Here is a 26931-nt window from a genome sequence, read left to right on the forward strand (position 1 = left end):
GGGCGGGCAGACCGCGCAGTCCTTGACCACCCGTCAGAGGAGAAGCCATGCCCTCCCCTTCGCGGGGCGGCGGCCCGGCCGCCACGCCCAAGTACCAGCGGATCGCCGCACAGCTGCGGGACGAACTAGACCTCGCCGCCCGGACATCCGGCGGCAGACTGCCCTCCGAACGCACCCTGGCCGCCCGCTACGCGGTCAACCGGCAGACCGTCCGGGCCGCGCTCCAGGAGCTGCGCGCCGACGGACTGGTCGTCACCGGGCGCCGGGGCACGCGGGCCGTGGTCCTCCCGGGCGCCGGGCGCGCGGGCGCCGGCCCCCGGAGCGGGCCGTCCGCCGCCGGTGCCGGTGCCGGTCCCCGCCTCACGCGGACCCGGCTCGCGCTGGTCACCGTGCCGCCGTCGCTCGCCGGGCTGCTCGGGATGGGCGGCGGGGAACGCACCCTGGTCCACCACCACCACGTGTACGGGCCGGGCGGGCGCGCGGTCCGGCACACGGTGACGTACCTCTGCCCGCGAACCGTGGCCCGGACCCCGGAGCTCGCGGCCTACCTCGACCGGCCGGACGGGGCCCGCGGCGACGACCTGCGGCCGCTGCACCGCTGGCTGGAGCGGGCTGCCGCGCACGGGCGGACCTCGGAGACCATCACCATGACCCGCACCACCCGTCCGGCCGGCGGGGCGACCGCCTGCGGGCTGTCCGTGCGCCGCACCGTGCACGACGGATCGGGCCGGCTGCTGGCCGTGACGGACCTGGCGTTCACGGACTGGGACCGGCTGACGTTCCACCGGGAGCCTGCGGCGATCGGCTTCCGCGTGACATAGCGCACATCGCGGCCGGGGCGGGTGGGGGCGCCGCTGCGGGGGTGCGGGTGCCGCTGCGCGGGCTGCTCCCCGCCCCACCCTTCGCCCGTTCCCCGGGCTGCGCCCGGACCCCTCCCGGGGGCTCCGCCCCCAGACCCCCGCGCCTCAAACGCCGGCGAGGCTGGGGGTGCCGGCTCGGCCCCCGGACCCCCGCGCCTCACACGTCGGCGAGGCTGGGGGTGCCGGCTCGGCCCCCGGACCCCCGCGCCTCACACGCCGGCGAGGCTTGAACGGGCGCCTCACACGCCCGCGGGGCTGGAGTGGGGGTGGGTTGGCTGGGGGCCCGCCGTGTAGGTCTCCCCGGCGGTTGCGGCGACCGGATCCGGGGCGTAGGCCGCGGTGGCGTCGGCGCCCTCGGTGTCCGCGTCCTCCTCACCCGCCTCCCCCGAGGGCGGGGCGCCGGTGAGGAGGGCGAGCAGGCCGGCCACCGCCACCCCCGCCTCCGCGGGGTGCCGGAACATGGCCCCCGGCGAGATCTCGTAGCGGTTGCGCCGCCCGTCGCGGGCGCGCCGGAGGTAGCCGTCCGATTCGAGGTCGGCCACGATCGCCTGGACCGTGCGCTCGGTGAGCGCGCACACCTGGGCGACATCCCTCAGCCGCGCCGCCGGGTCCCGGGCGATGGTCACCAGGACGCGCGCGTGGTTTGTGAGAAATGTCCAATTCTGTCGACGTGTCATGCTCCCCATCTCGTCATGATGCGGCATGTGTTTGACGCAAAACAAGACGCGAAAAGTATTTCAGGTATTTCTTGACGTGCGAGCGGAAACGGTCCAGAGTCGAGGGCAGTCCCGGTCCCGCGCCGCAAGCCGACCAGCCCAAGGAGCGAACCCCATGCAGGTCCCCGCCCACGCCATCCGTACCGCCGACCCCGCCGAGGCCCGTACCGCCGGCGCCGTCCTCCCCGGCCCCCGCCACAGCGGCCGGGCCGCGGCCCACGAGGCCGGGCTGCCCCGGATCGACGAGCCCCGGGAGGTGGCCCCGGCGGACGCGCGGGAGCTGTCGAAGGTCTTCTTCGCCCGCCTGCGCGAACTCCCCGAAGGCACCGCCGAGCGGCAGTACGTGCGCAACACCCTGATCGAGATGAACGCCTCGCTCGTCCAGTACGCCGTCCGCCGCTTCCGCGGGCGCGCCGAAGGGGCCGCCGGCGACGTCGACGACCTCGTGCAGGTCGGCACCATCGGCCTGATCAAGGCCATCGACCGGTTCGACCCGGCCCGCGAGAACGAGTTCGCCACCCTCGCCATGCCGTACATCACAGGTGAGATCAAGCGCCACTTCCGCGACACCGCCTGGGCCGTCCACGTCCCCCGCCGGCTCCAGGAGCTGCGCATCGAGATAGCCAAGGCGAAGGAGGAACTGACGGTCCGGCTTGACCGCTCGCCCACCGTCCGCGACCTCGCCGCCTACCTGGACCTCTCCGAGGAGCAGGTCATAGAGGGCCTGGTCGCCGCCAACGGGCACACCAGCGGCTCCCTCGACGCCCCGCACGCCGAGCACGGCGACGGTCCCGCCGAGGGCCACACCCTCGCCGAGGTCCTGGGCGAGGAGGAGCCGGCCCTGGAGCTCGTCGAGGACATCCAGACCCTGGCCCCGCTGCTGGTACGGCTCAGCGACCGCGAACGCACCATGCTTCGCATGCGCTTCGGCGAAGAGATGACCCAGGCCCAGATGGGCGCGGAGCTCGGCATCTCCCAGATGCAGGTATCCCGGCTCCTCACCCGGCTCCTCGCCCACCTGCGCACCTCCATGCTGGCCGACCCCGAGCCGGGTCCCGGACAGCCCGGCCGCTGACACGCCTCACACCCTTCTCCAACGTGAGTTGGATCACTTCACCGTTTGCTTGGGTGAAGGCCGGGAATGTGGGCCGCTGGAGCGGAACTGTGTGCTCCGGTCGGTTGGCCGGGGCGGCGCGGTACGCGCGGGCCGATCCCGCCCCGCTCCCCGGCCCGCGGCCTCCGGCGGCGGGCCGGACCCGGTACGACCCGCGAGGTGTATGTGTCCACGCTCCAGGCCGAGCACGTCTACAAGGTGTTCGCCAGACGACCCGACCGCCAGGCCGCCGCGGTCCGCGCGCTCGAAAGCGGCGCGGACCGCGACGAGCTGCGCGCCGACGGCACCACGGCGGCGGTGATCGACGCCTCGTTCCGCGTCGAGCCCGGCCAGATCTTCGTCGTCATGGGCCTGTCGGGCTCGGGCAAGTCCACCCTCCTGCGGATGCTCAACGGACTGCTGGAGCCCACCTCCGGCCGCATCCTCTTCGACGGCGAGGACCTCACCTCGCTGACCCCGCGCGAGCTGCGCCGCGTACGCTCCACCCGCGTCTCCATGGTCTTCCAGCACTTCGCGCTCTTCCCGCACCGCGACGTCCTGGCCAACGCCGCCTACGGCCTGGAGGTCCAGGGCGTCCCCCGGGCCGAGCGCGAACGCCGCGGCGCCGAGGCGCTCGCGCTGTGTGGGCTCGGCGGCTGGGAGAACTCCTGGCCCGACGAGCTCTCCGGCGGCATGCAGCAGCGCGTCGGCCTCGCCCGCGCCCTGGCCACCGACGCCGACCTGCTCCTGATGGACGAGTCCTTCAGCGCGCTGGACCCGCTGATCCGCCGCGACATGCAGGACCAGCTCCTCGAACTCCAGCGCACCCTGCGCAAGACCATCGTCTTCATCACCCACGACCTCAACGAGGCCATGCGCATCGGCGACCGGGTCGCCGTCATGCGCGACGGCCGGATCGTCCAGCAGGGCACCCCCGAGGACATCCTCACCCGCCCCGCCGACGAGTACGTCGCCTCCTTCGTCCAGGACGTCGACCGCTCCCGCGTCCTGACCGCCGACGCGGTCATGGACGAGGTCGCCGAGGACGCCGAAGCCTGCGCCTGCCCCACGGTCAGCGCCGACACCCCGCTCGCCGACCTCTGCTCCGTCAGCGCCCGCGTCCCCCACCCGGTCGCCGTCACCGGCGCGGACGGCACCGTCGTCGGATCCGTGCCCAAGGACCGGCTCGTCGCCTTCATCGGCGACGAACAACGGCCCCCCATGGCCTGCGCGGAGGTGGCCGCCTGATGCCCCGCCTGCACCTCGGAGCCTGGGCCGACAGCGCGGTCGACTTCCTCCAGCGCCACCTGTCCTGGCTCTTCGACACCGTCAGCATGCTGGTCGGGGGGCTCTACGACGGCGTGAACGCCGTGCTGTCCGCCCCCGCACCCCTGCTCTTCGCCGGCCTCCTCGCCCTCGCCGCCTGGTGGCTGCGCGGCCTCCTCGCGGGCCTGCTCGCCTTCGGGGCCTTCGCGCTCGTGGACTCCGTGGCCCTGTGGGACGAGGCCATGTCCACCCTGGCCCTGGTCCTCGTCGCCACCCTCGTCACGCTGGCGTTCGCCGTGCCGCTGGGCATCTGGGCCGCACGCTCCGAACGGGTCAGCGCCGCCCTGCGGCCCGTACTGGACTTCATGCAGACCATGCCGGCCATGGTCTACCTGATCCCCGGGATCATCTTCTTCGGCGTCGGCGTGGTCCCCGGGATCATCGCCACCATCGTCTTCTCGCTGCCGCCGGGCGTACGCATGACCGAACTCGGCATCCGCCAGGTGGACACCGAGCTGGTCGAGGCCGCCGAAGCCTTCGGCACCGCCCCGCGCGACACCCTCGTACGCGTCCAGCTGCCCCTGGCCCTGCCCACGATCATGGCCGGCGTCAACCAGGTCATCATGCTCGGCCTGTCCATGGTCGTCATCGCCGGCATGGTCGGCGGCGGCGGACTCGGCGGCGCCGTCTACCGGGCCATCGGCAGCGTCGACATCGGCCTCGGCTTCGAAGCCGGCCTGTCCATCGTCGTCCTCGCCATGTACCTAGACCGGATGACCGGGGCCCTGGGCCGCCAGGTCTCCCCGGTCGGCCGCCGGGCACAGGCCCTGGCCCGGTCCGCGGCGAGCGGCACCGCCCGTCTGTGGAACCACCGCCCGCAGCCCGCGTACGCCGTCACCGCGGCCGTCGTCCTCGCCCTCGTCGCCGGCGGACTGAGCACCTTCGGCGGCTCCGGCTCGCCGGCCGCCGCCGACGGGGCCGAGAACACCGGCAAGGGCCGCAAGATCAGCATCGGCTACATCCCCTGGGACGAGGGCATCGCCTCCACCTTCCTGTGGAAGGAACTGCTGGAACGGCGCGGCTTCCAGGTGGACGCCCGGCAGCTGGAACTCGGCGCGCTGTTCACCGGGCTCGCCGGCGGCCAGGTCGACCTCCAGACCGACGCCTGGCTGCCCGTCACCCAGGCGCAGTACTGGGAGAAGTACGGGAACAAGCTGGACGACCTCGGCTCCTGGTACGGGCCCACCTCCCTCGAGCTCTCGGTCCCCTCCTACGTCAAGGACGTGCGTTCCCTGGAGGACCTCAAGGGCAAGGGCGCCCGGTTCAAGGGCCGGATCATCGGCATCGAGCCCAGCGCCGGAGCCATGTCCGTACTGAAGGAGAAGGTCCTCAAGGAGTACGGGCTCGAAGGCGAGTACCAGGTCGTCGACGGATCCACCCCCGGCATGCTCGCCGAGCTCAAGCGGGCCTACGAGAAGAAGGAACCCGTGGTGAGCGTCCTGTGGTCCCCGCACTGGGCGTACTCCACCTACGAGCTGACCAAACTGGCCGACCCCAAGGGCGTCTGGGGCGAGGGCGACGGCATCCACACCCTCGCCCGCAAGGGCTTCGCCGAAGACGAGCCCGAGGCCGCCGCCTGGCTGCGCTCGTTCAAGCTGACCGAGGCCCAGCTCACCGGCCTGGAGGCGAAGATCCAGGAGACGGGCAAGGGCAAGGAGCAGCAGGCGGTCCGCGCCTGGCTGGCCGACCACCCCGAGGTGGCCGCGCTCGCCTGACGGACCACGCGCCGGGGCGCCCGGGACCACACGGTCCGGGGCGCCCCGGCGTACGCGTACGCGGCTCAGCCCACCGGCACCCGGTCCGCTTCCGGCCGGGCGGCCCGGGGCTCGTCGCCGCGCACCCGCGGGCGCAGCGGCCACCACAGGGCGCGGCCCAGCAGCGCGGCCAGTGCCGGCACCAGTACGGCCGACAGGACGAACGCGGACAGCAGGATCCCCACCGCCGTGGCGAAACCGGTCTGCTGGGTCCCGGCGTGCGGGCTCACGGCCAGGCTGCCGAAGGACGCGGCGAGCACCAGCCCGGCCGTCGCGATGGCCGGCGCGGTGTGCCGCACCGCTCGGGCCACCGCGGCGCGGGCCGGTCCGGGGCGTTCCATCTCCTCCCGCAGCCGGTCGCTGATCAGGATGTTGTAGTCGGTGCCCAGCGCCACCACGAACAGGAACAGCACCAGCGGCAGCGTGAAGTCCACGCCAGGCCGCCCCAGCCCGTGCTGGAAGACGAGGGCCGAGGCCCCCAGCGTGGCCGCGAAGCCGAGCCCGACCGCGAGCATCAGCACCACCGGCGCGAGGACGCTGCGCAGCAGCACCAGCAGGATCACCGCGATCAGTACCGCCGCCACCGGGAAGATGACCCTCAGGTCCTCGTCCACAGCCACCGCGATGTCCGCGAACACCGAGGCGGTGCCGCCGACATGCGCCTCGGTCCCGGCCGGCAGGTTCGCCCGGACCGCCGCCCGGACCGGCCCGGAGACCAGGTCGCGGGCCTGCTGCCCGCCGGATTCGACGTTCAGCAGCAGGTCGATCCGGGCCGCCTTCCCGTCCTGGCTCAGCACCGTCGGCGCGACGCCGCCCACCCCGGGGACCCGGGCGAGGGCCCCGGCCAGTCCGGCCACCCGCTGCGCGCCGAGCGGAGTGCCGTCCTTCGCGGCGACGAACACGCTCGTGGGGTCCGAGACCCCGGCGGGCAGGGCGCGGGAGATCTCCTCGGCCGTCTCCACCGCCGCGGTCCGCTCGCCACCCGCGCCGGACTGCCCGTAGTCCATGCGGATCCCCGCCAGACCAGCCGTCAGCGCGCCGAGCAGCACCAGCGAGGCGAGGACCAGCGCCACCGGGCGGCGGGCCGTGAGCCGGCCGAGCCGGCCCGCCACACCCTCGCGGGGCGCGCGCCGCAGGGCGCGCGAGGGCCAGAACATCCTCCGGCCGGTCACCGCCAGCAGCGCCGGCATCAGCGTGAGGCTGCCCAGCAGCATCACCAGGACCGACACCGCGATCGCCGGGCCCAGCACCCGGAACTGGCCGAAGGAGGCGATCCCGAGGGTGGCGAACGCGGCCACGATCGTCAGCGCCGCCGAGGTGACGGCCGTGCCCACCCGGCCCGCGACCTCCGCCGCGGCCCCGCGCCCGCTCTGCGCCGGGTTCTGCCGCAGCTGCTCGCGGAAGCGGAACAGCAGGAAGAGGAAGTAGTCGATGCCGATGCCCATGAGCACCACGTTGATCAGCCCGGGAGTGGAGGGGGCCAGCCGGACACCGCTCGCCACCGACGCCATGACCACGGTCCCGGCCGCCGCGCCGCCGATGACCGCCATCGCCAGCAGCGGCAGCAGCGCGGCGAACACGCTGCGGAAGACCAGGACGTGGAGCAGCACGATCAGCCCCGTCACCACCGCGCCGACCACCGTCGACCGGGTCTTCTCGGCGTCGGCGGTGTCCACCGTGGCGGCCAGCCCGCCCGTGAACCCGGTCCGCAGGCCCGCCTCGCCGAACGCGGACCGCGCCCGCTCGCGGAACTCCTTGTAGGTGCTCTGCACCCCGGGGTCCTGCGGATTGCCCTTCAGCTCCACGGACAGCAGCCGGAAGGACCGGTCGGGGGCCGTCATCCCGGCGCTGATCCGGGGCGTCTGGGAGTGGTCCTGCGTGAAGGGCATCTCCTCCTTGTCCTTCGGCATGACCACCCGCTGCCCGGCCAGCCGCCGCGCCACCTCCTCGACGCGGCGCTCGTCGGGAGCGGTGAGCGCCGCCCCGTCCGTACGGGCCACCAGGACCGTCAGCGGGTCGGAGTCCGGCCGGGCCCCGAAGTGCTCCTCGGCGATCCGCAGCGCGGCCGCCGAATCGTAGGAGGCGGGCAGGAAGCCGTCGTCGCCGGGCTGGGTGGCGCGGAAGACGAACACCTGGCCCAGGATCGTCAGCCCGATGCCCAGCACCGCCCACAGGGCGATCACCTGCCACGGGTTCCTGGTCGAGCATCCCGTCAGGGCGCGGATCACTGTTCTCCTCCGGTCTGTCCGTGCGGTCCGGCCCCGGTGGCCGTCCGGTCTCCAGACCATCAGCGCGAGGAGCGGGAAACGTCCTGGTGGAGAAGGAGATGGCCGCCGGTACCACGGTCCGGGATCCGGCGCCGACCAGGACCGTGGTCCTGGTCGGGACCGGTCCCCGCGGGCGGTCCGCGGCCGCCGGCCCGATGGGAGAATGGAGTCAGGAGGGCGGCCCACGGCGGTCCGCGGAAAGAGGGGCCGAGGAGATGGGCACGCGCGCCGAGAGGCTGACGTGGACGCGCAACGACGCACTGGTGGCGGTCGGGGCGGCCGCCGTGGACCTCACGGGCTTCGCCCTCGAGACCCAGTTCGAGGGAGCCTCCCTGGAGGTCTTGGCGGCGTTCACCGTGGTGGCCTCGTCACTCGCACTGCTGGCCCGGCGCCGTCACCCGGTGATGACGCTCTGCGCGGTACTGCTGCTGGGTGCGGTGGTCAACCTGACCGCCTCGGTGTCCCCGCACTTCGGCCTCACCCCGGCCGTCGCCCTCTACTCCGTCGCGGTGGCCTGCCGGCCCTCGGTGGTGGCGGGCGCCGCCCTCGTGACGGCGCCGCTCAACAGCCTCGGGCAGGGCGGCCTGCTCTTCGACCCGGGCCCCGGTCTCCTGGCCAACTGCGCGGCCACCCTCCTCATCGTGGTCACCGGCGTCCTGGTCAGGCGCTGGCAGCGGGAGACGGAGGCCAAGCGGGCCCTGCTCGCCGAACGGGCGGTGGCCGACGAACGCCGGCGCATCGCGCGGGAGCTGCACGACATCGTCGCCCACCACATCACCACCATGCAGCTGATGGCCGGCGGAGCCCGCGCCAACCTCGCCCACGACCCCGGTGTCGCCCGCGAGGCCCTGGTGACCCTGGAGCAGTCCGGCCGGATGGCCCTCGGCGAGATGCGGCAGTTGCTCGACGTCCTGCGGGCCGGGGAGGAACCGGAGACCGCCGTGCCGGCCCCGCAGCCCGGAGCCGGGGACCTCGACCGGATCGTCGCCGAGGCCCGGGCCGCCGGGTCGGACACCGAGCTCACCGTCACCGGCCCCGCCCGCCCGCTGCCGCCCACCGTCGGCCTGACGGTGTTCCGCGTCGTGCAGGAGGCCCTCACCAACGCCCGCAAGCACGCCGGGAACGCGCCGGCCCGGGTACGGCTGGCCTACGGCCCGGAGGAGGTCGCCGTCGAGGTCTGCGACGACGGACCCGCCGACGGCACCGCCGCCCGCCGCCCGCACCGCGGCGGCGGGTACGGCCTGATCGGCATGCGGGAACGCGTCGCCCTGCACGGCGGCACCCTGGAGGCCGGACCCCGCGAGGAGGGCGGCTTCCGGGTCGCGGTCCGCCTTCCCGCACCGGCCGAGCCCGAAGCGCACCGCCGGCCCCACCCGAAGCGAGAGGAACTCCGCCGATGATCCGCGTGCTGATCGCCGACGACCAGCCGCTGGTCCGGCGTGGCCTGGCCCTGATCCTGGCCCCCGACCCCGGCATCGAGGTCGTCGGCGAGGCCGCCGACGGCGCCGAGGCCGTCGCCCTCGCGCAGGAGCTGGGTCCCGACGTGGTGGTCATGGACATCCGCATGCCCGTCCTCGACGGCGTGGCCGCCACCGCGCGGCTGGCCGAAGTCCGGCCCGCGACCCGGGTGCTCGCGCTGAGCACCTTCGACATGGACGAGTACGTGGTCGCCGCGCTGCGCGCCGGCGCCTGCGGGTTCCTGCCCAAGGACGTCTCCCCGGAGGAGCTGATCGCGGCCGTCCGCACCGTCCACACCGGCGAGGCCGCGGTCGCGCCGAGGCTGCTGACCCGGCTGCTCTCCACCTACGTACGGACCGCCCCGCGCGAACCCCGGCCCGCCCCGGCGGCCCCCGACGGACTCACCCCGCGCGAGCTGGAGATCTGGCGGCTCCTCGCCCGGGGCCTGGACAACGCCGCGATAGCCGCCGAACTGGACATCAGCGTCTCCACCGTCAAGAACCACCTCACCGCCGTCTTCGGGAAGCTGGGCGTCCGCGACCGGGCCCAGGCGGTCATCGCCGCGTACGAGACGGGGCTGGTCGAGGCCGAGCGGAGGAGCGGTTGAGACCCAAGTGCCCGCAGACACCCGGAATCACCCGGGCCCTCGCACCCCTGACCAGCCAGAACCCTGGATGATCCGCCGGTGCGCGGGGGGCTTCGCGCATGGCACAGTGCCAGGAGCACAGCCGCCGGACCAGGGAGCCCCCATGCGTGAACCGCACACCGCGCCGCCGGTACTCGCCGCACCGGCCTCCCCGCTGCCGGCCTGTCCGCGGTGCGCGGACGCGCCCGAGCGGATCTCCTGGCGCCAGCGCCCGGGCGAACCGGTCGTCCTGGTCTTCGACCCCTGCGGCCACCGCTGGACGTCCCCCGCCCCGCCCGTCCTGGCGGTCACCCCCTGAGGGGGTGTTGCGCCCTAACGGGCTCCGAGCACCGCGGCGATCCGCAGGGCGAACGCCTCCTCGCCGAGGATCTCGATCCCGGCGGCCTCGGCCCTGGCCACCTTGCCGCCGGCCTTCTCCCCGGCCACCAGCAGGGTCGTCCTGCCCGACAGGGAGCCGGAGGACCGGCCGCCGGCCCGCTCGATGAGCTCGCGGACCCGGTCGCGGGTGTCGTACGCGGCCAGGGCGCCGGTCATCTTCCCGGTGACCACCACGTTCTGGCCGGCCAGCGGCCCCGCGTCCGCCCCGCCCGCCGGCGCCGCGGCCGCCACCTGCGGTTCGACCGGGCGGACGCCCGCCGCCGCCAGCTTGTCGATGACCGGGCCCAGTTCCGCGACCTGCGCCACGATCGCCGCCGCCTTCCTCTCCCCGACCAGCTCCACGGCCGTCATCGCCGCCGCGTCCGCCGCCCGCACCGCGTCCATCGTCCCGAAGTGGCGGGCGATCCGCCGGGACATGCCCCGCCCGGTCCCCACCACGCCCAGCGCGCAGAACACCCGCGACAGCGGCAGCGCCTTCGCCGCCTCGATCCGCTCCGCGAGCTTCACGGCCCGCTTCTCGCTCCCGGCGGCCCGCGCCAGCGCCGCCGGGTCCAGCGTGAACAGGTCCGCCACGTCGCGCACCCCCTCCTCCTCGACCAGGGCCCGCACGTACCGCTCGCCCAGCCCGTCGATGTCCAGCTGGTCGCGCCCGGCGGCGTACAGGATCGCGGCGATCCGCCCGCAGTCCGCGGGCTGCGCGCACCGCCACCGCTCCTGCGAGCGGTCGATCTCCCCCTGGCAGCCGGGGCACACCTCGGGCACCGCGACCGGCCGCTCCGCCCCGGTCCGCAGCTCCACCACCGGGGCCTCCACCCGGGGGATCACGTCACCGGCCTTGTAGACCGTCACCGTGTCGCCGATCAGCAGGCCCCGGCGCGCGATGTCGGCGGGGTTGTGCAGGGTGGCGTGCCGCACCACGGAGCCGTCGACCTCCACCGGCTCCAGCACGGCGGTCGGCGCGAGCACCCCCGTACGGCCCACCGCCCAGGTCACGTCCAGCAGCCGGGTCCGCCGCTCGACGGCCGCCAGCTTGTACGCGGTCGCCCAGTGCGGGTGGCGCGAACCGGTGCCGGCCGCCGCCTGCTCGGACAGCGAGTCCAGCTTGACGACGACCCCGTCGATCCCGAAGGGCAGCCCGGCGCGCATCCCCGCGATCCGGTCCACCTGCTCCTGCGCCCCCGCCGCGGTGGCCGCCACCGTCAGCCCGGCCGCCGTGTCCGCGGCGGTGCGGACGCCGGCCGCCGCCACGTACGCCATGACCTCGGAGTGAGTGGTGCCCGGCAGGGCCGTGCCGCCCTCCAGTTCCACCGCGCCGAAGGCCCAGAAGCTCATCTCCACCGTGTACGCGCGTCCCTTGGCCCGCAGCGTGCCCGCCGCCCCGTTGCGGGCGTTGGAGAAGGGGCCCGCCCCGTGCTCCGCGCGTATCCGGTTCGCCCGCTCGAACTGCTCCGCCGTCAGCAGCACCTCGCCGCGCACCTCGAAGGTGGCCTCCACGGCCAGCCGAGGGGGCAGCCCGGCGATGGTGCCGATGGCGTGCGAGACGTCCTCGCCGCTGGTGCCGTCGCCCCGGGTCACGAGCTGGACCAGCCGGCCGGCGCGGTAACGGGCCGCCAGCGAGGCCCCGTCCAGCTTCGGCTCCACCGCGTACCCGCCGGTGACGGGCCCGCCCAGGCGTCTGACCAGCGAGGCCTCCCAGTCCAGCAGGTCCTGCGGGCCGAAGGCGTTGGCCAGCGAGAGCATCGCCGCCGTGTGCGCCACCTCCCCGCCGGCCACGGCCCCGCCCGCGACCTTGCCCGTGGGGGAGGCCGGGTCCACGTGCTCCGGGTAGGCGGCCTCGTACGCCTGGATCAGGGACACGAGCAGGTCGAAGGAGGCGTCGTCGAGCGGGGAATCGCCCGAGCCGTAGTAGGCCGCGGAGGCCTTCACGGCGGTGGCGATTGCGTCGGCGTACTCGTCACGGCCGGCCAGCGCCGACACGGTGGTGATCGTCATGCCGTGATCGTCGCGCACGGGTCTGACAACGGCGGGGCCCGGCCGCCCGCGGCGACCTCGTATCCTGCACCTGACACACCTGTGATCAGCATCGACGAGCCGTGCCGCGCGACGGGCGCCGGCCGGCGGGAACGGGAGAACCCTGATGGACGTGCAGCACTTCGAGCGGATCACCGCGTTCATCGAGGCCCGGCTCACCCCGCTGTTCGACGCGGAGACCGGCAGCGAGCGCGGATTCGCGATGGACGACACCTCCCGCGCCCTGCGCGCGCTGCGCAACAGCGTGCTGGAGGCCTCCGCCGTCAAGGGGCTCATCGCGACGCGGGAGACCGCCGAGCCGCTCCTGCGCAAGGTCATCGACCAGTCCGTGGAGCACCACTGGGACGTGCTGCGCGGCATCGCCCGCCAGTGGGAGGACCACGCCGACTTCCAGCGGGAGTTCAAGCGCCACGCGTGGGAGCTCGACGAGGCCCCCGCCTCCGCCTGAGCCCGGACGCGCGGCGCGCCCGCACACCGGCTGGCTACCGGCTGGGCGCGCCGCCGATCAGGTAGCCGACGCGGCGCTCCAGCCCGCCCCAGCGGCGGTCGTGCCGGTACGCCCGCTTGATGGTGCGGGCCCGGGTCCTGGGGCGGTGCCCGTAGAAGCGGCGCGCCCACGGCGAGGCCGGGCGGGCCAGCCGTACCGCCGCGAACAGGGCGATCACCGGGACGACCACCCCGAACACCGCGAGCCGGGGCTTGCCCTTGAACAGGGCCACCGCCGCGAGCAGCAGGTTGAACAGCACGGTGGCGCCGAGGAACAGACGGTTCGCCTGCTGGTCCTCGGTCAGCCCGTCCACGCCCAGCGGCAGGAACCCGCACAGCAGCAGGCCGGCCAGGGCGGAGGTCATGACCACCACCTCGACGCTGAGGGTGCCCTCCTCGGTCCAGTAGACGTCGCTCAGGTGCAGGATCAGCGCGAACTCGTCCAGGACCAGGCCCGTGCCCATCCCGAACAGCACGGCCGCCACCCAGGAACCCCACCCCGTACGGCCGCCCGCGATGGCGGTGAAGCCGCCGACGGTCATCAGGATCACGCCGGGGACGCAGTGGTGCACGTGCAGGCCGCCCGGGGTGACGTTGCGGAACGGCCCCTTGCCGGCCCGGATCATCCGGGTGACGACCCGGGTCACCGTGAACGTCACCACGAACGCCGACAGCGCCAGGAGCAGGGGCAGTTTCCCCGGCTCCAGGATGTTGCGGTACCACCAGTCGCCCATGCCGTCACCCTCCCGGCCCCGGCCGCCCCGCGCACCGCGAGGACCGCCGTTCGGGCGCCCGGGTCAGGCGGTCGCGCCCGTCGGGTCCGGCTGGGGCCCGGCCTGTGCCTCCCGGGCGGCCCGGCGGCGCTGCGCGTCCTCGTCGGTGTCCGCGTCGTAGGAGATCAGCTTCGGCAGCAGGGCGGCCAGCAGCGCCACGGACGCCACGCACGCGAGCCCGCCGCTCCAGAACGCCGGCCGGGTCCCCGTCCAGCCCGCCATGGTGCCCGCCCGGACCTGTCCGAGCTGGGGGCCGACGCTGTACGAGAGCACCTCGATCCCCGCGAGGCGTCCCCGCAGCTCCTCCGGGATCGTCTGGTTCCAGATCGTGGAGCGGCCCAGCGCGCTCAGCATGTCGCCGGCGCCGGCCGCCGCGAGGCACAGGAGCACCAGCCAGATGCTCGAGAACCAGCCCGCCGCCGCGATGGCCAGTCCCCACGCGGCCGCTCCGAAGACCACCAGCAGTCCGTGCCGGCGCACCCCCGACACCCAGCCGCTGGTCAGTCCCAGCACGAGCGAGCCCACGGCGCCCGCCGCGTACATCAGACCCAGGGCCCACACGGCGTCCAGTTCGTCGGCCAGGAACGGGAAGATCGTGTTCGGGAACGCGAAGAACATGGCCGCCAGGTCGACGGCGTACGTGCCCAGCAGCACCGGCCGGCTCCACGCGTACCGGGCGCCCTCGGCGATGCCCCGCAGCGAGGGCCGCTCCGCGCCCCCGGCCGGCGGTGCCGGGCTGAGCCGCGCGCACAGCGCCACCGAGACGGCGAAGCCCGCCACGGTCACCGCGTAGGCAGACGCGTAGCCGGCGTACGCGACGACCACACCGGCCAGCGCCGGGCCTGCGATCGCCCCGAACTGGTAGCGCAGCGCGTTGAGCGCGGCGGCCGCGCTGAGCTGGTCGTGCGGCACGATCCGGGCCATCAGCGAGTCCAGCGCCGGACGCTGGAGGCCGGTCAGCGCCGACACCCCGGCCGCCACCACGTACAGCGGCCACAGCAGCGGGTCCGGCAGCAGCGAGTTCACCAGGAGCACCAGTGCGAGCAGCCCGAGCCCGGCCTCGGTCAGCAGGATCAGCCGGCGCCGGTCCACCGCGTCGGCCAGCGCCCCGCCGTACAGCCCGCAGACCACCAGCGGGACCAGCTCCACCGCGCCCATGGCACCGACCGCCAGCGGCGAGTCCGTCAGGTGCTTGATCTGGAGCGGCAGGGCGATCATCGCCATGAAGGAGCCGAAGAAGGTGACCGTCCCCTGGAAGAACAGCAGCCGGAAGTCACGGCCGGAACGCCAGGGGGCCAGGTCGGGCAGTACGGAGGCCAAGCGGGATCTGCTCACGGCCGACCATCCTGCGCGGCGGGCGCACACCCGGGCAACGCATTTTCGCCCCGGACGGGTCAAAACGGCACCCGGGGCGTGGCAGCGGCCGCCGCCGGTGGCACCCATGGGTCATGCCGCCGGTGTCCCCGTTCCTGCGTACGGCCGCCGCCTACGCCTGGCGCCTGCTGGTCGTGGGCGGGGCGGTTTACGCCGTGTTCTCGCTGCTCGGCCGCTTCCACGAGATCGGCGTGGCGCTCTTCCTCGGCCTCGTGGTGACCGCCCTCCTGTCGCCGCCCACCCGGGGCCTGGCCCGGATCCTGCCCCGCTCCGCGGCCGTCGCGGTCACCCTCGTCGGCAGCACCGTCCTGCTGCTGGGCATCCTCGCGCTGGTCGGCGAAGCGGTGGCGGGGGAGAGCACCACCCTGGTCCGGGAGTTCCGCGAGGGCCTGGCCAGCATCGAGACATGGCTGGAGCGGCCGCCCTTCCGGCTGGACCCGGGAGCGCTCACCGGCCTCCAGGCCAAGATCGGCGACTACCTGTCCACGCACCGCTCGACCCTGCTGAGCACGGCGGTGAGCGGAGCCGGCCACGTGGTGCAGGTGCTCACCGTGCTGGCGCTCGCGGTGTTCTCCTCGGTGTTCTTCCTGCACGGCGGCGGCCGCCAGTGGGCATGGTTCTGCGCCCAGCTGCCCGAGCGGGCGCGCGGCCGCACGGCGCTCGCCGGGAGCGCGGCCTGGCGTACGTTCACCGGGTACACGCACGGGATCGTGCTGGTCGCGGCGACCAACGCGGTGCTCGTGGGGGTGGCGCTGTATTTGCTCGGGGTGCCGCTCGCCCTCCCGCTGGCCCTGCTGGAGTTCTTCGCGGCCTTCGTGCCCCTGGTGGGATCGCCCGTCGCCCTCGCGGTCGCCGCGGTGGTGGCGCTGGCGGCGCGGGGGCCGGTCATCGCGGCGGTGGTGATCGCGCTGATCGTGGTGATCGGGCAGATCGAGGGGCACCTGCTGCACCCGCTGGTGATGAGCTGGGCCGTGCGCCTGCACCCGCTCGTCGTGGCCGTCTCGGTCGTCGCCGGGGCCATCGCGGCCGGCGTGGTCGGCGCGGTGGTCGCGGTCCCGCTGGTCTCGGTGGCCTGGTCGGTCTACTGCGCCCTGCGCTCCGGGGCCGGCGAGCCGGGGGACGAACCGGCGCCGGCGCGGCCCCCGGAGCCCGAGCCGGGCCCGGACGGCTGATCCGCCGCGACGCGTCTACCGTAGGACCTGGAGGTGGTTGCCATGGCGGAGCACGCCGAGGGTGCGGCGGCGCGGAAGCTGGAGGACGGCCGGCTGCTCAAGGAGCTGGAGACCATCCACCGCACGCGCCACGAGACCCTGCTGCACGGCTCGGACGACGCGCTGGCCACGCACACCCAGCGGCTGAAGGAGCTGGAGGACGAGTACGTCCGCCGCCACCCGGACCGGGCCCGCTCCGCGGCCCGTACCCGCTCGGGGGCCCGCGCCCGCACCCCGGGCGAGGGCTGAGGCCCGCCCCCCGCACATTGGTCCGCCCCGCGAATGCGCGGGGCGGCAGTGGGCTTGTGCCCGGGGGCGGCCCCGTGAAACCCGGGGAGCGGCCGGCTCCCCGCGCTTGCCGGACGAGGACCCTGCTATGAGTCTTCGTTGCTCCGATTGAGACATCCTTGTATCATTCGGGGCGACGGAGACTCATTCTGGTGCGCACAGGCACCCCCTCGAACGGAATTCCATGCACACCCCCACGCGGGACCCCCGCCGCTGGATCGTCCTCGCGATCCTCTCCGGCAGCCTCCTGCTCATCTCGATGGACACCACGATCCTCAACGTGGCCTTCCCCTCGCTCGTCGCCGATCTCCAGCCCGGAGCCGTGCAGCAGCTGTGGATCATCGACGTCTACGCCCTCGCGCTGTCCGGACTGCTCGTCACCGCCGGAGCCCTCGGCGACCGCTGGGGCCGCAAGCGGCTGCTGATGGCGGGCTTCGGCATCTTCTCCGCCGCCTCGCTGATCGCCGTGTTCTCCACCGAGGCCTGGCACGTGATCGCCGCCCGCGCCCTGCTCGGCGTCGGCGGCGCGGCGATCATGCCGGCCACCCTCTCGATCCTGCGCAGCGTCTTCACCGACGCCAAGGAGCGCGCCTTCGCCCTCGCCGTCTGGGCCGCCGTGTTCGGCGGCGGCATGGCCTTCGGCCCCGTCGTCGGCGGCCTCCTCGTCCAGGACCACGGATGGCACTCCGCCTTCCTCCTGAACCTCCCCGTCGCCGCCGTCATCGTCGCCGCCGGCCTGCGCTACCTGCCCGAATCGCGCGCCCCGCGCGGCGACGGCGCCTGGGACTGGTGGGGCGTCGCCCAGTCCGTCGCCGGCATGCTCGCCCTTGCGGGCGGCATCAAGCAGCTCGGCAAGAGCGGCATCGCCGACCCGCTGTCCTGGGCCCTGCTCGCCCTCGCCGCCGTCGCGCTCACCGTCTTCGTCCGCCGCCAGCTGCGCCTGGAGCACCCGCTGCTCCAGGTGCGGCTGTTCGCCAAGCCCGCCTTCAGCGTCGCCGCCACCGCGATCTTCCTCCCGATGGTCGGCATGGGCGCGGTCCTCTTCCTCGTCACCCAGTGGTTCCAGTACGGCCAGGGCTACACCCCGCTGGAGGCCGGACTGCGGCTCCTGCCCGCCCCGCTGGCGCTGATCTGCGCCTCGATGGTGGCCCCCGCCCTGATGCAGCGCCACCCCGTGCGGCACGTGCTGGGCGCCGGACTCGTGGTCCTCGCGGCCGGCATGGCGATGCCCTGGACCGTCCAGCAGTTCACCGAGCCCGGATACGCGGCCTTCGCGGCCGGCCTGACCGTCATGGGGCTCGGCGCAGGCCTCGCCACCACCGTGGCCTCCGTCACCCTGGTCTCCGCCGCACCCGCCGACCAGGTCTCCAGCGCCGCCGCCATCGAGGAGACCTGCTACGAACTCGGCTCCGCGATGGGCGTCGCCATCCTCGGCAGCACCGCCGCCGCGCTCTACCGGGGCAACCTGCCGGTGCTCGACCTGGACGGCCCCGCCGCGAACGCCGTACGGGACTCGGTCGGCGAGGCGGCGCACACCGCCGAGCGGCTCGGCGGCGCGGTCGGCCAGACCCTCCTGGAGACCGCCACGCACGCCTACACCCTGGCGATCACCCCGGCCTTCCTCCTGGCCGCGGCCCTCGCCGTCGCCGCCGCGGCCACCGCCTGGGCGCTGATCCCGCGCGACCTCCGGCCCACCGAGAACCACTGACCGGCCGGCCCCACCCCGGCGCGGCCTCAGCGAGGCGGCGCCGGGAGCGGGGCCAGGTGCGCCGGGGCCGCCGGCGCCGGGCCCAGGGTGGTGGTGCCCGGCGCCGCGCGGTGCCCGAGTCCGGTGCGGTAGGCGTCCATCGCCGCCTCCGTACGACCCTCCCTGCGCAGCAGGTCGCCCAGCAGCCTGCACAGGTCCGCCATGTCCCCGCCCGCCCCGCTGCGCTCCAGCAGCGCCAGCGCCCGTACGTAGTGCTCCTCGGCCGCCTCGGCGTCCCCGCGCTCCTCGGCGATCAGCCCCAGCAGCCGGTGCGCGCCGCCCGCGTGCACCGCGCCCGGGCCCGAACCCTCCTCCAGCAGCCCCGACACCAGCCCGGCGGCCTCCTCGTAGCGGCCCAGGCGGCGCAGCACGTCGGCCAGTTCCACCTCCACCTGCGCGGTGTAGAGCGCCGCCCGCCGTGCCACCAGCATCTCCCGTGCGGTCCGCAACTCCCGCTCCGCCGCCGCCAGTTCCCCGTGCTGCGCCTGGACGTAGCCGCGCATCCAGTGGCAGTGCGCCAGATCGGTCCGCAGCCGCAGCTGCCGGTACACCGCCTGGGCCTTCGCGAGCGAGGCGTCGGCGTCGGCCACCCGGCCCTCGGTCAGGAAGGTCCGCGCCACCTGCCGGTGCATCCCCGCCACCAGCGCCGGATCACCGACCTGGGGAGCCAGTGCCAGCGCCAGCTCCGCCGCGTGGGCCGCGCGGGCGTGGGCGCCCATGTCGATGTACGGGCCGATGACCGCCGAGTACAGCAGCACCAGCGCCTCCGGGTCCCCGAGCCCGCCCGCGTTCAGGGCGTCGATCGCCGACTCCAGCAGGTAGCAGGCGTAGCGCAGCTCCCCGGCCAGCAGGTGGGCGACCGCGCGGCCCCGGACCGCCCGGGCCCGGCGGGGCAGCGGCTGGTCCGCCAGCAGCAGCTCCGCCGCCTCGAAGTGCCGTGCCGCGTCCGCCAGTTCCCCGGCCTCCAGCGCGCAGTCGCCGAGCCCGAGCAGCGCCTCGGCCCGCTCGTCGGCCAGCTCCAGCCGCTCGGCCTCGGCCAGCAGCCGCCGGAACTGCGCCGCGGCCTCCCCCGCGGGGCCGGTGGCCAGAGCGCGCTGGGCGTCGGTCAGGGCGAGCCGCAGCTCGGTGGCCAGGTGGGCCGGACGGCCCGTGGCGAGTTCCTCGTACGAGGTGCCGAGCCGCCCGGCGAGGAAGCGCAGCGCGGTTTCGGAGGGGCGCACCTTGCCGGACTCCAGGGTCGACACGTACGCCGGGGTGTAGGAGGGCTGTGCCAACTGCCGCTGGGTGAGACCGCGTTCGGTGCGCAGCCGCTGTACCCGGCGTCCGATCTCGGCCGGCTCGTCCATGAATTCCCCCTGTTGTCGCCCTGCTCGTGCCAACTCCCCAGTATCGAACCGGAGTCGGCCATTGCGCACGGTCCGGCGCGCCGCCTAGTTTAAGCAGCCAGTTCAGCAGAGTTAATCCAATGCTTAACACCCTGCCCGACTCCTTTTCCCCACGGAGGACTTCATGAGGCGAACCGTCCGGCCGACCCTGCGCACGGCGCTCGCCGCGGCCTGCGCGAGCGCCGCGCTGCTGGCCGCCGCTGCCGCCCCCGCGACCGCCGCCGACCCGCCCCGCCCGGCCGGCGTGCGCGTCGAGATACCCGGGCCGGAAGACGGCGGCGACGCCGGGTCCGGCCACGCCCTGGTACCCGCCGCCGGGCGGTCCCAGGCCGCACCCCGCCTCTCCGAGGCCGCGCGCGCCGCCGACGGCCGGGTCACCAAGACGATCGACAACGGCCCCACCGCGGACCGGCTCGACGTCGTCGTCATCGGCGACGGCTACACCGCCGGCGAACTGGACCGCTTCCACGCGGACGCCCGCGCCAAATGGGCCGAGGTCACCGCCGTCGAGCCGTACACCACCTACCGCGACCTCTTCAACGTCTGGACCGTCGACGCCGTCTCCGCCCAGTCCGGGGTCTCCGGCGACCCGGGCCCCGACACCGTCCGGGACACCGCGCTCGGCTCGTACTTCTGGTGCGAGTCCATCGAGCGGCTGCTCTGCGTGGACCAGCCCAAGGTGGACGCGTACGTCGCCAGGGCACCCGCCGCCGACCTCGTCATCGTCCTCGCCAACAGCGCCAAGTACGGTGGCGCGGGATACAACGAACCCAGTGCCGCCCTCGGCTACGAGGGCATCTCGACCGCCTCCGCCGGCCACCCCAAGTCGGGCCAGGTCGCCATCCACGAGACCGGCCACTCCCTCGGCAAGCTCGCCGACGAGTACTTCTACCCGGGCGTCCCCGGCTACGAGAAGTACACCGGCGCCGAACCCGGCGACCCCAACACCTCCACCCTCGACGCCGGCCGGATGGCGGCGGAGCGGACCAAGTGGTACCGCTGGCTCGGCGAGACCTCACCCGACGGCGGCACGGTCGGCGCCTACGAGGGCGGCGGCTACTACGTCACCGGCCTCTACCGGCCCACCGACAACTCCCTGATGCGGGTCCTCGGCAAGCCCTTCAACCTCCCCGGCGTCGAGGCCATGACCACCGGCTTCCACCGGCACGCGCGCCTGGCCACCCCGCTCACCCCCACCGACCGCACCCTGCGGCTGCGGCACACCGCCAAGGTGACCGTCCCCCGCCTGCACGGCCCGGACGGACGGCAGCCGGAGATCCGCTGGTACCTCGACGGCCGCGAGCTCAAGCGTTTCGCGGGACGCACCGAGGTCCGCGTCGCCGAACTGTGGCTGCTCGACCTGCGCGGCCACAAGCTGTCGGTCGGCGTCGCCGACCGCACCCCCTCGGTCCGCGACCCCGAAGCCGCCCGCGCACTGACCACCAGCCTCACCTGGGACGTCCGGCTCTGAACGCGCCCCGCTCACGGAGCGGGTGACCGCGTGAAGGACAGGGAGTCCCACAGGGCGCAGTGGTGCTCCGCCGCCGCGTCGACCGGGCGGACCCCGCCCGGTCCCGGCGCCAGCTCCAGCACCGAGCGGGAGCCCGGTGCGAACCGGGGCCAGGCGGGGGCGCCCGGCACGTCCGGCGCCCCCGTGCCGGCGAAGCGCGTCCAGTAGCCGGTCATCCGGCCCGACAGAGCCCGCTGCGGCTCCGCCAGCGCCACCGTGGTGAACAGATAGGGCAGTTCGAAGCCGTGCGCCGCCCCGAAGGGGAAGCCGGCGGGCTCCGGCAGCCCGGTGAAGTCCGGCGCCCCCCGGTCGGCGAACAGGTACTGGTACACCGGCACGTGCCGGGCCAGCGCCCGGCCGTCCCGCAGCGTCGGGCAGGTGAAGGAGGCGTCGGTGAGCAGCGCGGCCCACGCCAGCGACGGCGTCGCGAAGGCGTCCGGCGGGTACGCGGCCCCCACCTCGGCGGCCGCCGCGCCGAAGGAGGTCCGCAGCCGCGCCCGATAGCCCTCCTCGCCGCCCACCGGATACGCCGCCAGCGTCTGCGCCAGGAACAGCCGCATCTCGTCGAGGTTGCTCCCCTGCACCACCGGCACCCGCTGGAACCGCCCCGCCGCCAGCGCCCGCGCCGGCTCCAGCGGCAGCAGGGCGTTGCCGTACGCGACCCCCGAGAACCGCTCCATCAGCTCCGCCGTCAGCAGCCGGCCCGTGTCCAGGGCGCGCAGGCACTCCAGCACCCGCCCGTTTGGCCGGCCGCCGCAGCCGAGGGAGGACGCCGCGGTCGCGCCGGCCGCGACCGTGCGCTCCTCGGGCACGAAGGGCTCGTACGTCCCCACCGACGGCAGCACCGAGTACGGCGGCATCGTCGTCGAGCAGGAGCCGCTCTGCACGGCCGCCCGGTGGAAGAGGCCCGCCGAGGCGGGGGAGACCAGGTGCGCGCAGACGCTCAAGGCGCCCGCCGACTCCCCGAAGACGGTGACCCGGCCCGGATCACCCCCGAAACCGGCCGCGTTCGCCCGCACCCAGCGCAGCGCCGCCTGCTGGTCGGCGAGCCCGAAGTCCGGGGCGCCGCCCAGCTCGGGGTGGCCGAAGAACCCGAAGACGCCGAGCCGGTAGTTGACCGTCACCACCACCACACCGCCCGCGGCCACCAGCGGCTCCGGCCGGTACGCGTCCCCCGAGCCGAAGCGGAAGCCGCCGCCGTGGAACCACACCATCACCGGCCGCGCCCGCCCCCGCCCCGCCGGGGCGGTCACGTTCAGGAACAGGCAGTCCTCCGAGCCGGCCGGCCCGCCCGGCCCGAGTGCCGGCAGCTGCGCGCAGCGCGCCCCCGGAGCCCCGGCGTCCAGCACCCCCGTCCGGCGCGGCGCCGGCCGCGGCGGACGCCAGCGCAGCGGGCCGGTCGGCGCCGCCGCGTACGGGATTCCCTCGAACGTGTCGTACGCCCCGTGCCCGCGGCCGCGAACGGGTCCCTCGGCGGTCCGCACCTGCGGCCGCTCCCCGCTTCCGGCCCCCGCCACCGCGGCCGGCGGCCCCGAGGCGGCGGCACCGGGCATCAGCAGGACCAGCGCGGGCAACAGCGCGCCCAGCAGCCCGCGGTGGACGCGGCGGCGGCGGGCGGGACGGGGATCCGGCACGGCTCAGCCCCTCCTCGACGGTCGGTCAGGCCACTGTGCGCGCCGCCGCCGCACCCGTCCCGCCCCGCCCCCGGCGTGTCCGGCCCGGGGCGCGGACACGCCGGGACGCCCCCCGTTTGCCCGCCCCGAATGGCGCAGTCGTGGCCGGTGCCGCTGAATGTAACAAAGCGTGCGATTCCCATGACGCACGATGACCGGCGCGCGATGTGTAGACCCGCGCGTCGGCGAACGGAGCTTTCCATGAATGACCCCAGCACCCTCGCGGCGCCGGACCACGGCGACCGCGACGGGTTCCCCGCCACCCCGCACCCCACCGACGGACCCGCGCCCCCGGCCCCCGAGGCCGCCCCGGACCCGCCGTCCGCCGGCCCGGCCCCGGCCGGACCGGACCCCGCACCCGGCCCCGCCCCGCACCCCGCCGCCCCGCACCCCGAGCCCGTCCGCACCCTGCTGGAGACGGCGGCCACCTGCCGGCCCGTCGAGGAGGTCACCGCGCTGGTCAGCCTCCTGAAGGAGAGCGGCCGGCTCGACACTCCGGGGCACGACGCGCTCCGCGCCGCCGCCGTCGCGCGGCCCGTGGACGACGTCCGCCACATGGTCGCCCTGCTGGGCGAACACCCCCTGGAGGAGGCCGAGGCCGACATCACCCTGCGGGCGGCGGCCGTCGGCCGGCCCATCGAGGACGTGGCCCTGCTGGCCAGCATCCTCGGCCCCGACGGCACCCCCCGCACGGACCCGCCCCCCGAGCGGACGGATCTGCCCCCGCCACCGCAGGACCCGGCTGCGGCGGCCGCCGCGCCGGAGCCGGTGCGGGCCCCCGCCGCGCAGGCCGCCGCGGCCGTCGCCGCGCCGGCACCGCCCGAGGACGAGCTGGCGCCGGCCGGGACGGACCGGGCGCCCATAGCGCCGGACCGGTCCGCCGCCGCGCCGGACCGGAGCCCCGCCGCCGCCCCGGCGGCGGGCGCGCTGGGCCACGTACTGCGCTGGCCGACCGCCGCCGTACTGCTGCTGTGCGGGGTCCTCCACCTCCCCGGCAACCTGGCCCGGCCGCCCGCGCCGGAGACCCTGGCCGCGCTCGCGGTCTCCCTGCTCTGCCTGGCACTGGGGGCCCTGCTCGCCGTGCGCGACGCCCCGGCGGTCTGGCGGGTGGCGGCGGTGGCCGCGCTCGCCGTGGTCACCCTGCACGTCGTGGGCGGCCTGGTGCTCTTCGACCCGCTCGAAGGCGCCCTCGGCGGGCCCTACGCATGGTCCGGCGTCACCGCCGTGCTCTGCGCCGGCACCGGCGCCGTGCTGGCCGGGCTGGCCCTCACCTACCGCCGCCCGTCCACCGGCACGGGAGGCTGACCCGGGCACCCGCCCACCGACGGGCCCCGGCCGCTCATCGCGCGGCCGGGGCCCGTCCCGTTTCCCGCGGTTTCCCGCCGTTTCCCGCCTACGACCGGGTCCAGGCGAGCAGCCGCTCGGCGGGCCAGGTGTTGACCACCCGATCCACCGGAACCCCGCACTCCGCCGCCCGCGCGCAGCCCAGGATCTGCCAGTCCAGCTGGCCCGGCGCGTGCGCGTCGGTGTCGACCGCGAAGAGGGTGCCCGCCGCGACGGCCATCCGCAGCAGCCGTCGGGGCGGGTCGAGGCGCTCGGGACGGCTGTTGACCTCCACGGCCGTGCCCGACTCCGCGCACGCCGCGAAGACGGCCTCGGCGTCGAAGACCGACTCGGGACGGGTCCGGCCCGTGACCAGCCGGCCCGTGCAGTGCCCGAGGACGTCCAGCAGCGGATTGCGCACCGCCTTGAGCAGCCGGCGCGTCATCGCGGGCGACTCCATCCGCAGCTTCGAGTGGACGGATCCCACCACCAGGTCGAGCTGCTCCAGCAGCTCCGGCTCCTGGTCGAGGGAGCCGTCGAGGAGGATGTCGCACTCGATCCCGGTCAGCAGGCGGAACGGTGCCCACCGCGCGTTCAGCTCCGCCACCACCCGAAGCTGCTCGCGCAGCCGCTCCGGCGACAGCCCCCGGGCGACCTTCAGGCTCGGCGAGTGGTCCGTCAGCACCGCCCACTCGTGCCCCAGCTCCGCCGCGGCCCGCCCCATCGCCTCGATCGGGCTCCCGCCGTCGGACCAGTCCGAGTGCAGGTGGCAGTCCCCGCGCAGGGCGGCGCGCAGCGCGGTGGCGGCCGCGGACGGGGGCGGCCCCTGCGGCACCGCCGCGGCCTCCTCCTCCAGGGCGCCCAGGTATTCGGGGATCCCGCCGGCCAGCGCCTCGCGCACCACCTTGGCGGTCTTGGGGCCGATGCCCTTGACCGCCTCCAGCGAGCCGGCCGCGGCGCGCTCGGCGGTCTCCCGTTCGCCCAGGTGCGCCACGGCGGCCGCCGCCGTACGGAAGGCCCGCACCCGGTAGGTCGGTGCCTGCGCGCGCTCCAGCAGGAACGCGATCCGGTCCAGTGCCGCCACCGGGTCCATGGCGTACCTCCTCCCGGACCCAGTCTCCCCGCGGGGCCGGGGACCGGCGAGCGGACCCGTCAGCGCGGGCCGTCCTCCCGCGGCGGGGGCGGGCCGACCCGCTCCGTCAGGGTGAACAGGGCCCCGTCCGGGTCGCGGAGCAGCAGGAAGCGTTCGGTGCCGTCCGAGGTGACCACCGACACGGCGCGCCCGCCGAGGTCGAGCGCCGACTCCACGGCGGAGTCCAGGTCCGCGACCCGGAAGTGCACGTGCCAGCGGGCCCGTGTGTGCGGGGTGTAGGCGCCCTGCTCGGCCGGGCCGCTGTCCAGCCGGGCCACCGGCTCCCCGCCCTGCCGCAGGACGACCCGCTCCTCCTCGTACGAGACCTCACAGCACCCCTCGCGCCCCGTGGCCCACTCCAGCACCTCGCCGTAGAACAGCGCGGCGTCGAAGGCGTTGCGGGTCCGCAGCTCCAGCCAGGCCGGGGCCGGTCCCACGCCCACGCGCCAGCCCGAGGAGACGGGCCCCTGCCAGACCCCGAAGACCGCGCCGTCCGGGTCGGCGACCAGCGCGGCCCGCCCGCCCCCGGGGAAGGAGACCGGGCCCACCGCGACCGTGCCGGCGCGCTCGCGGATCCGGGCGGCCGCCACGTCCACGTCGTCGACCGCGAAGTACGGGGTCCAGGCCACCGCCACCGCCAGATCCGTGGCCAGCGCCCCGATCCCGGCCACCGGTACACCGTCCATCACGGCCACCGAGAAGGCCGCGCCCAGCCGGGCCCGGCGGAAGCTCCACCCCACCACCGCCGCGTAGAAGCGCTGGGACGCCTCCAGGTCGCGGGCCATCAGACTCACCCAGCAGGGGGCCCCGAAGACGTCCTTCGCAGAAATTTCCACACGACAAGGAGTAGCGTCCGTGCCCCCTCGCCGCAGCGCAGGCGCGCCCGGAGGTCACCACCAGTACGCGGGGTACCTCGGAGCGCCGCGGCGGATGCGGGAACCGGCGTAGCCGGTGAGGACCAGCAGCACGGTCGACCCGAACAGCAGCGGGACGAACCGGGCGGGCGTCGGGCTCTGGAGCACGGTCACCACGGCCGTGGCCACCGCCGGGGAGTGCGGGGTGCGGGCCAGCGTCAGCAGGGCCAGGGTGAGTCCGGCCGCCAGGGCCGCCGCCCAGGCGCTGCTTCCCGCCGCGGCCAGGACCGCGAAACCGGTGGCCGCGCCGATCAGGTGCCCGATGACCACCCCGCGCGGCTGGGCCAGCGGCAGGGTGGGGGCGCTGTGCACCAGCGCGGCGCTCGCGGCCAGCGGGGGTATCAGCACCGGCTCGTGGATCATCGCGCCGATCCCCACCAGGACCAGCAGGACGGTGGTGGCGGCGCTGACGCTGTGGACGGCGGCGGCCGTGCTCGGCCGGGCGGGGGCCCGGGGCGTGATCAGGCGCCTGCGCGGGGAGGGGACGGGGGCGGGGGCGTCGCCGGGGGCGTCGGCGACGGTGGTGCTGGGGTGCATGCGGGGCAGGTTTCCGTACGGGCGGGGCAGGGAGGCAGGAGCGGCCGCG

The 26931-nt window shown here is 75.2% G+C and carries 22 protein-coding genes and 1 pseudogene; 13 read left to right on the forward strand and 10 right to left on the reverse strand.

The annotated features are described in order from the left end of the window. Positions 1–47: 47 nt before the first annotated feature. Positions 48–821 (forward strand): GntR family transcriptional regulator, encoded by a 774-nt coding sequence (locus tag D1J60_RS31985; protein ID WP_125823511.1) that lies wholly within the window; start codon positions 48–50, stop codon positions 819–821. 443 nt (positions 822–1264) lie between these two features. Here D1J60_RS31985 and D1J60_RS38315 read toward each other — a convergent pair. Further along, positions 1265–1546: pseudogene (locus D1J60_RS38315) on the reverse strand (winged helix-turn-helix domain-containing protein); the annotation flags it as partial. 145 nt (positions 1547–1691) lie between these two features. Between D1J60_RS38315 and D1J60_RS32000 the strand changes: the two are divergent. The 3 genes from D1J60_RS32000 (at position 1692) to D1J60_RS32010 (ending at position 5710) form a co-directional block, all read left to right on the forward strand. Next, positions 1692–2651: a SigB/SigF/SigG family RNA polymerase sigma factor gene (locus tag D1J60_RS32000; protein ID WP_241253474.1), complete on the forward strand. Its 960-nt coding sequence runs from the start codon at positions 1692–1694 to the stop codon at positions 2649–2651. 204 nt (positions 2652–2855) lie between these two features. Then, on the forward strand, positions 2856–3917 hold the full coding sequence (locus tag D1J60_RS32005; RefSeq protein WP_125823512.1) for a betaine/proline/choline family ABC transporter ATP-binding protein: 1062 nt from the start codon (positions 2856–2858) through the stop codon (positions 3915–3917). Continuing rightward, positions 3917–5710 (forward strand): ABC transporter permease/substrate binding protein, encoded by a 1794-nt coding sequence (locus D1J60_RS32010; RefSeq protein ID WP_125596610.1) that lies wholly within the window; start codon positions 3917–3919, stop codon positions 5708–5710. The genes D1J60_RS32005 and D1J60_RS32010 overlap by 1 nt, the downstream gene beginning before the upstream one ends. A 65-nt stretch (positions 5711–5775) precedes the next feature. Here the strand turns inward: D1J60_RS32010 and D1J60_RS32015 are convergent, their stop codons facing one another. Then, positions 5776–7977, reverse strand: coding sequence for an MMPL family transporter (locus tag D1J60_RS32015; protein ID WP_125823513.1), 2202 nt, complete (start codon positions 7975–7977; stop codon positions 5776–5778). Between the two features lie 254 nt (positions 7978–8231). Here D1J60_RS32015 and D1J60_RS32020 point away from each other — a divergent pair, with 254 nt between their 5' ends. From D1J60_RS32020 to D1J60_RS32030, 3 genes are all read left to right on the forward strand, one after another. Further along, positions 8232–9416, forward strand: a complete 1185-nt coding sequence (locus D1J60_RS32020; RefSeq protein ID WP_125823514.1) for a sensor histidine kinase — start codon at positions 8232–8234, stop codon at positions 9414–9416. Continuing rightward, positions 9413–10081 (forward strand): response regulator transcription factor, encoded by a 669-nt coding sequence (locus D1J60_RS32025; RefSeq protein ID WP_125823515.1) that lies wholly within the window; start codon positions 9413–9415, stop codon positions 10079–10081. Before D1J60_RS32020 ends, D1J60_RS32025 begins: the two co-directional genes overlap by 4 nt. A 142-nt stretch (positions 10082–10223) precedes the next feature. After that, complete coding sequence (locus tag D1J60_RS32030; RefSeq protein ID WP_125596623.1) at positions 10224–10418, forward strand: hypothetical protein; 195 nt, start codon at positions 10224–10226, stop codon at positions 10416–10418. Between the two features lie 14 nt (positions 10419–10432). Here the strand turns inward: D1J60_RS32030 and ligA are convergent, their stop codons facing one another. After that, complete coding sequence (gene ligA / locus D1J60_RS32035) at positions 10433–12490, reverse strand: NAD-dependent DNA ligase LigA (protein WP_125823516.1); 2058 nt, start codon at positions 12488–12490, stop codon at positions 10433–10435. A 145-nt stretch (positions 12491–12635) separates the two neighbouring features. On the opposite strand from ligA, the gene D1J60_RS32040 reads away from it, so the two are divergent. Beyond that, a complete protein-coding gene (locus D1J60_RS32040) occupies positions 12636–12977 on the forward strand; it encodes a hypothetical protein (protein ID WP_125823517.1) in 342 nt (113 codons plus the stop codon). Positions 12978–13011: 34 nt separating this feature from the next. Here D1J60_RS32040 and D1J60_RS32045 read toward each other — a convergent pair whose 3' ends face one another. Both D1J60_RS32045 and D1J60_RS32050 read right to left on the reverse strand, forming a co-directional pair. Then, positions 13012–13749, reverse strand: a complete 738-nt coding sequence (locus tag D1J60_RS32045; RefSeq protein WP_125823518.1) for a hypothetical protein — start codon at positions 13747–13749, stop codon at positions 13012–13014. A gap of 63 nt (positions 13750–13812) precedes the next feature. Further along, positions 13813–15123: an MFS transporter gene (locus D1J60_RS32050; RefSeq protein ID WP_125596633.1), complete on the reverse strand. Its 1311-nt coding sequence runs from the start codon at positions 15121–15123 to the stop codon at positions 13813–13815. Between the two features lie 113 nt (positions 15124–15236). Here D1J60_RS32050 and D1J60_RS32055 point away from each other — a divergent pair, with 113 nt between their 5' ends. The 3 genes from D1J60_RS32055 to D1J60_RS32065 all read left to right on the forward strand — a co-directional run bounded on the left by D1J60_RS32055 (position 15237) and on the right by D1J60_RS32065 (position 18369). Next, positions 15237–16334, forward strand: coding sequence for an AI-2E family transporter (locus D1J60_RS32055; protein WP_125823519.1), 1098 nt, complete (start codon positions 15237–15239; stop codon positions 16332–16334). Between the two features lie 42 nt (positions 16335–16376). Next, a complete protein-coding gene (locus D1J60_RS32060) occupies positions 16377–16622 on the forward strand; it encodes a DUF6158 family protein (protein WP_125596639.1) in 246 nt (81 codons plus the stop codon). A gap of 223 nt (positions 16623–16845) precedes the next feature. Then, positions 16846–18369 carry an MFS transporter gene (locus tag D1J60_RS32065; protein ID WP_125823520.1) on the forward strand — a complete coding sequence of 508 codons (1524 nt, stop codon included), beginning with the start codon at positions 16846–16848 and terminating at the stop codon, positions 18367–18369. A 26-nt stretch (positions 18370–18395) separates the two neighbouring features. Here D1J60_RS32065 and D1J60_RS32070 read toward each other — a convergent pair whose 3' ends face one another. Next, positions 18396–19754, reverse strand: a complete 1359-nt coding sequence (locus D1J60_RS32070; RefSeq protein ID WP_125823521.1) for a helix-turn-helix domain-containing protein — start codon at positions 19752–19754, stop codon at positions 18396–18398. 163 nt (positions 19755–19917) lie between these two features. Between D1J60_RS32070 and D1J60_RS32075 the strand changes: the two genes are divergently transcribed. Further along, positions 19918–21264 (forward strand): M64 family metallopeptidase, encoded by a 1347-nt coding sequence (locus tag D1J60_RS32075; RefSeq protein ID WP_125823522.1) that lies wholly within the window; start codon positions 19918–19920, stop codon positions 21262–21264. Positions 21265–21275: 11 nt separating this feature from the next. Here D1J60_RS32075 and D1J60_RS32080 read toward each other — a convergent pair whose 3' ends face one another. Next, entirely contained in the window at positions 21276–22937 is a 1662-nt protein-coding gene (locus D1J60_RS32080; protein WP_241253475.1) for a carboxylesterase family protein, read from the reverse strand. Between the two features lie 240 nt (positions 22938–23177). Here D1J60_RS32080 and D1J60_RS32085 point away from each other — a divergent pair, with 240 nt between their 5' ends. Continuing rightward, positions 23178–24281 (forward strand): hypothetical protein, encoded by a 1104-nt coding sequence (locus tag D1J60_RS32085; protein ID WP_125823523.1) that lies wholly within the window; start codon positions 23178–23180, stop codon positions 24279–24281. 88 nt (positions 24282–24369) lie between these two features. Here the strand turns inward: D1J60_RS32085 and D1J60_RS32090 are convergent, their stop codons facing one another. The 3 genes from D1J60_RS32090 to D1J60_RS32100 form a co-directional block, all read right to left on the reverse strand. Next, positions 24370–25392, reverse strand: coding sequence for a PHP domain-containing protein (locus tag D1J60_RS32090; protein WP_125823524.1), 1023 nt, complete (start codon positions 25390–25392; stop codon positions 24370–24372). A 59-nt stretch (positions 25393–25451) separates the two neighbouring features. Further along, positions 25452–26216 (reverse strand): VOC family protein, encoded by a 765-nt coding sequence (locus D1J60_RS32095; RefSeq protein ID WP_125824314.1) that lies wholly within the window; start codon positions 26214–26216, stop codon positions 25452–25454. Positions 26217–26321: 105 nt separating this feature from the next. Then, on the reverse strand, positions 26322–26882 hold the full coding sequence (locus tag D1J60_RS32100; RefSeq protein WP_125823525.1) for an HPP family protein: 561 nt from the start codon (positions 26880–26882) through the stop codon (positions 26322–26324). Positions 26883–26931 lie beyond the last annotated feature (49 nt).

Source organism: Streptomyces sp. W1SF4 (assembly GCF_003950035.1).
GTDB classification, from domain to species: Bacteria; Actinomycetota; Actinomycetes; order Streptomycetales; family Streptomycetaceae; genus Streptomyces; species Streptomyces racemochromogenes.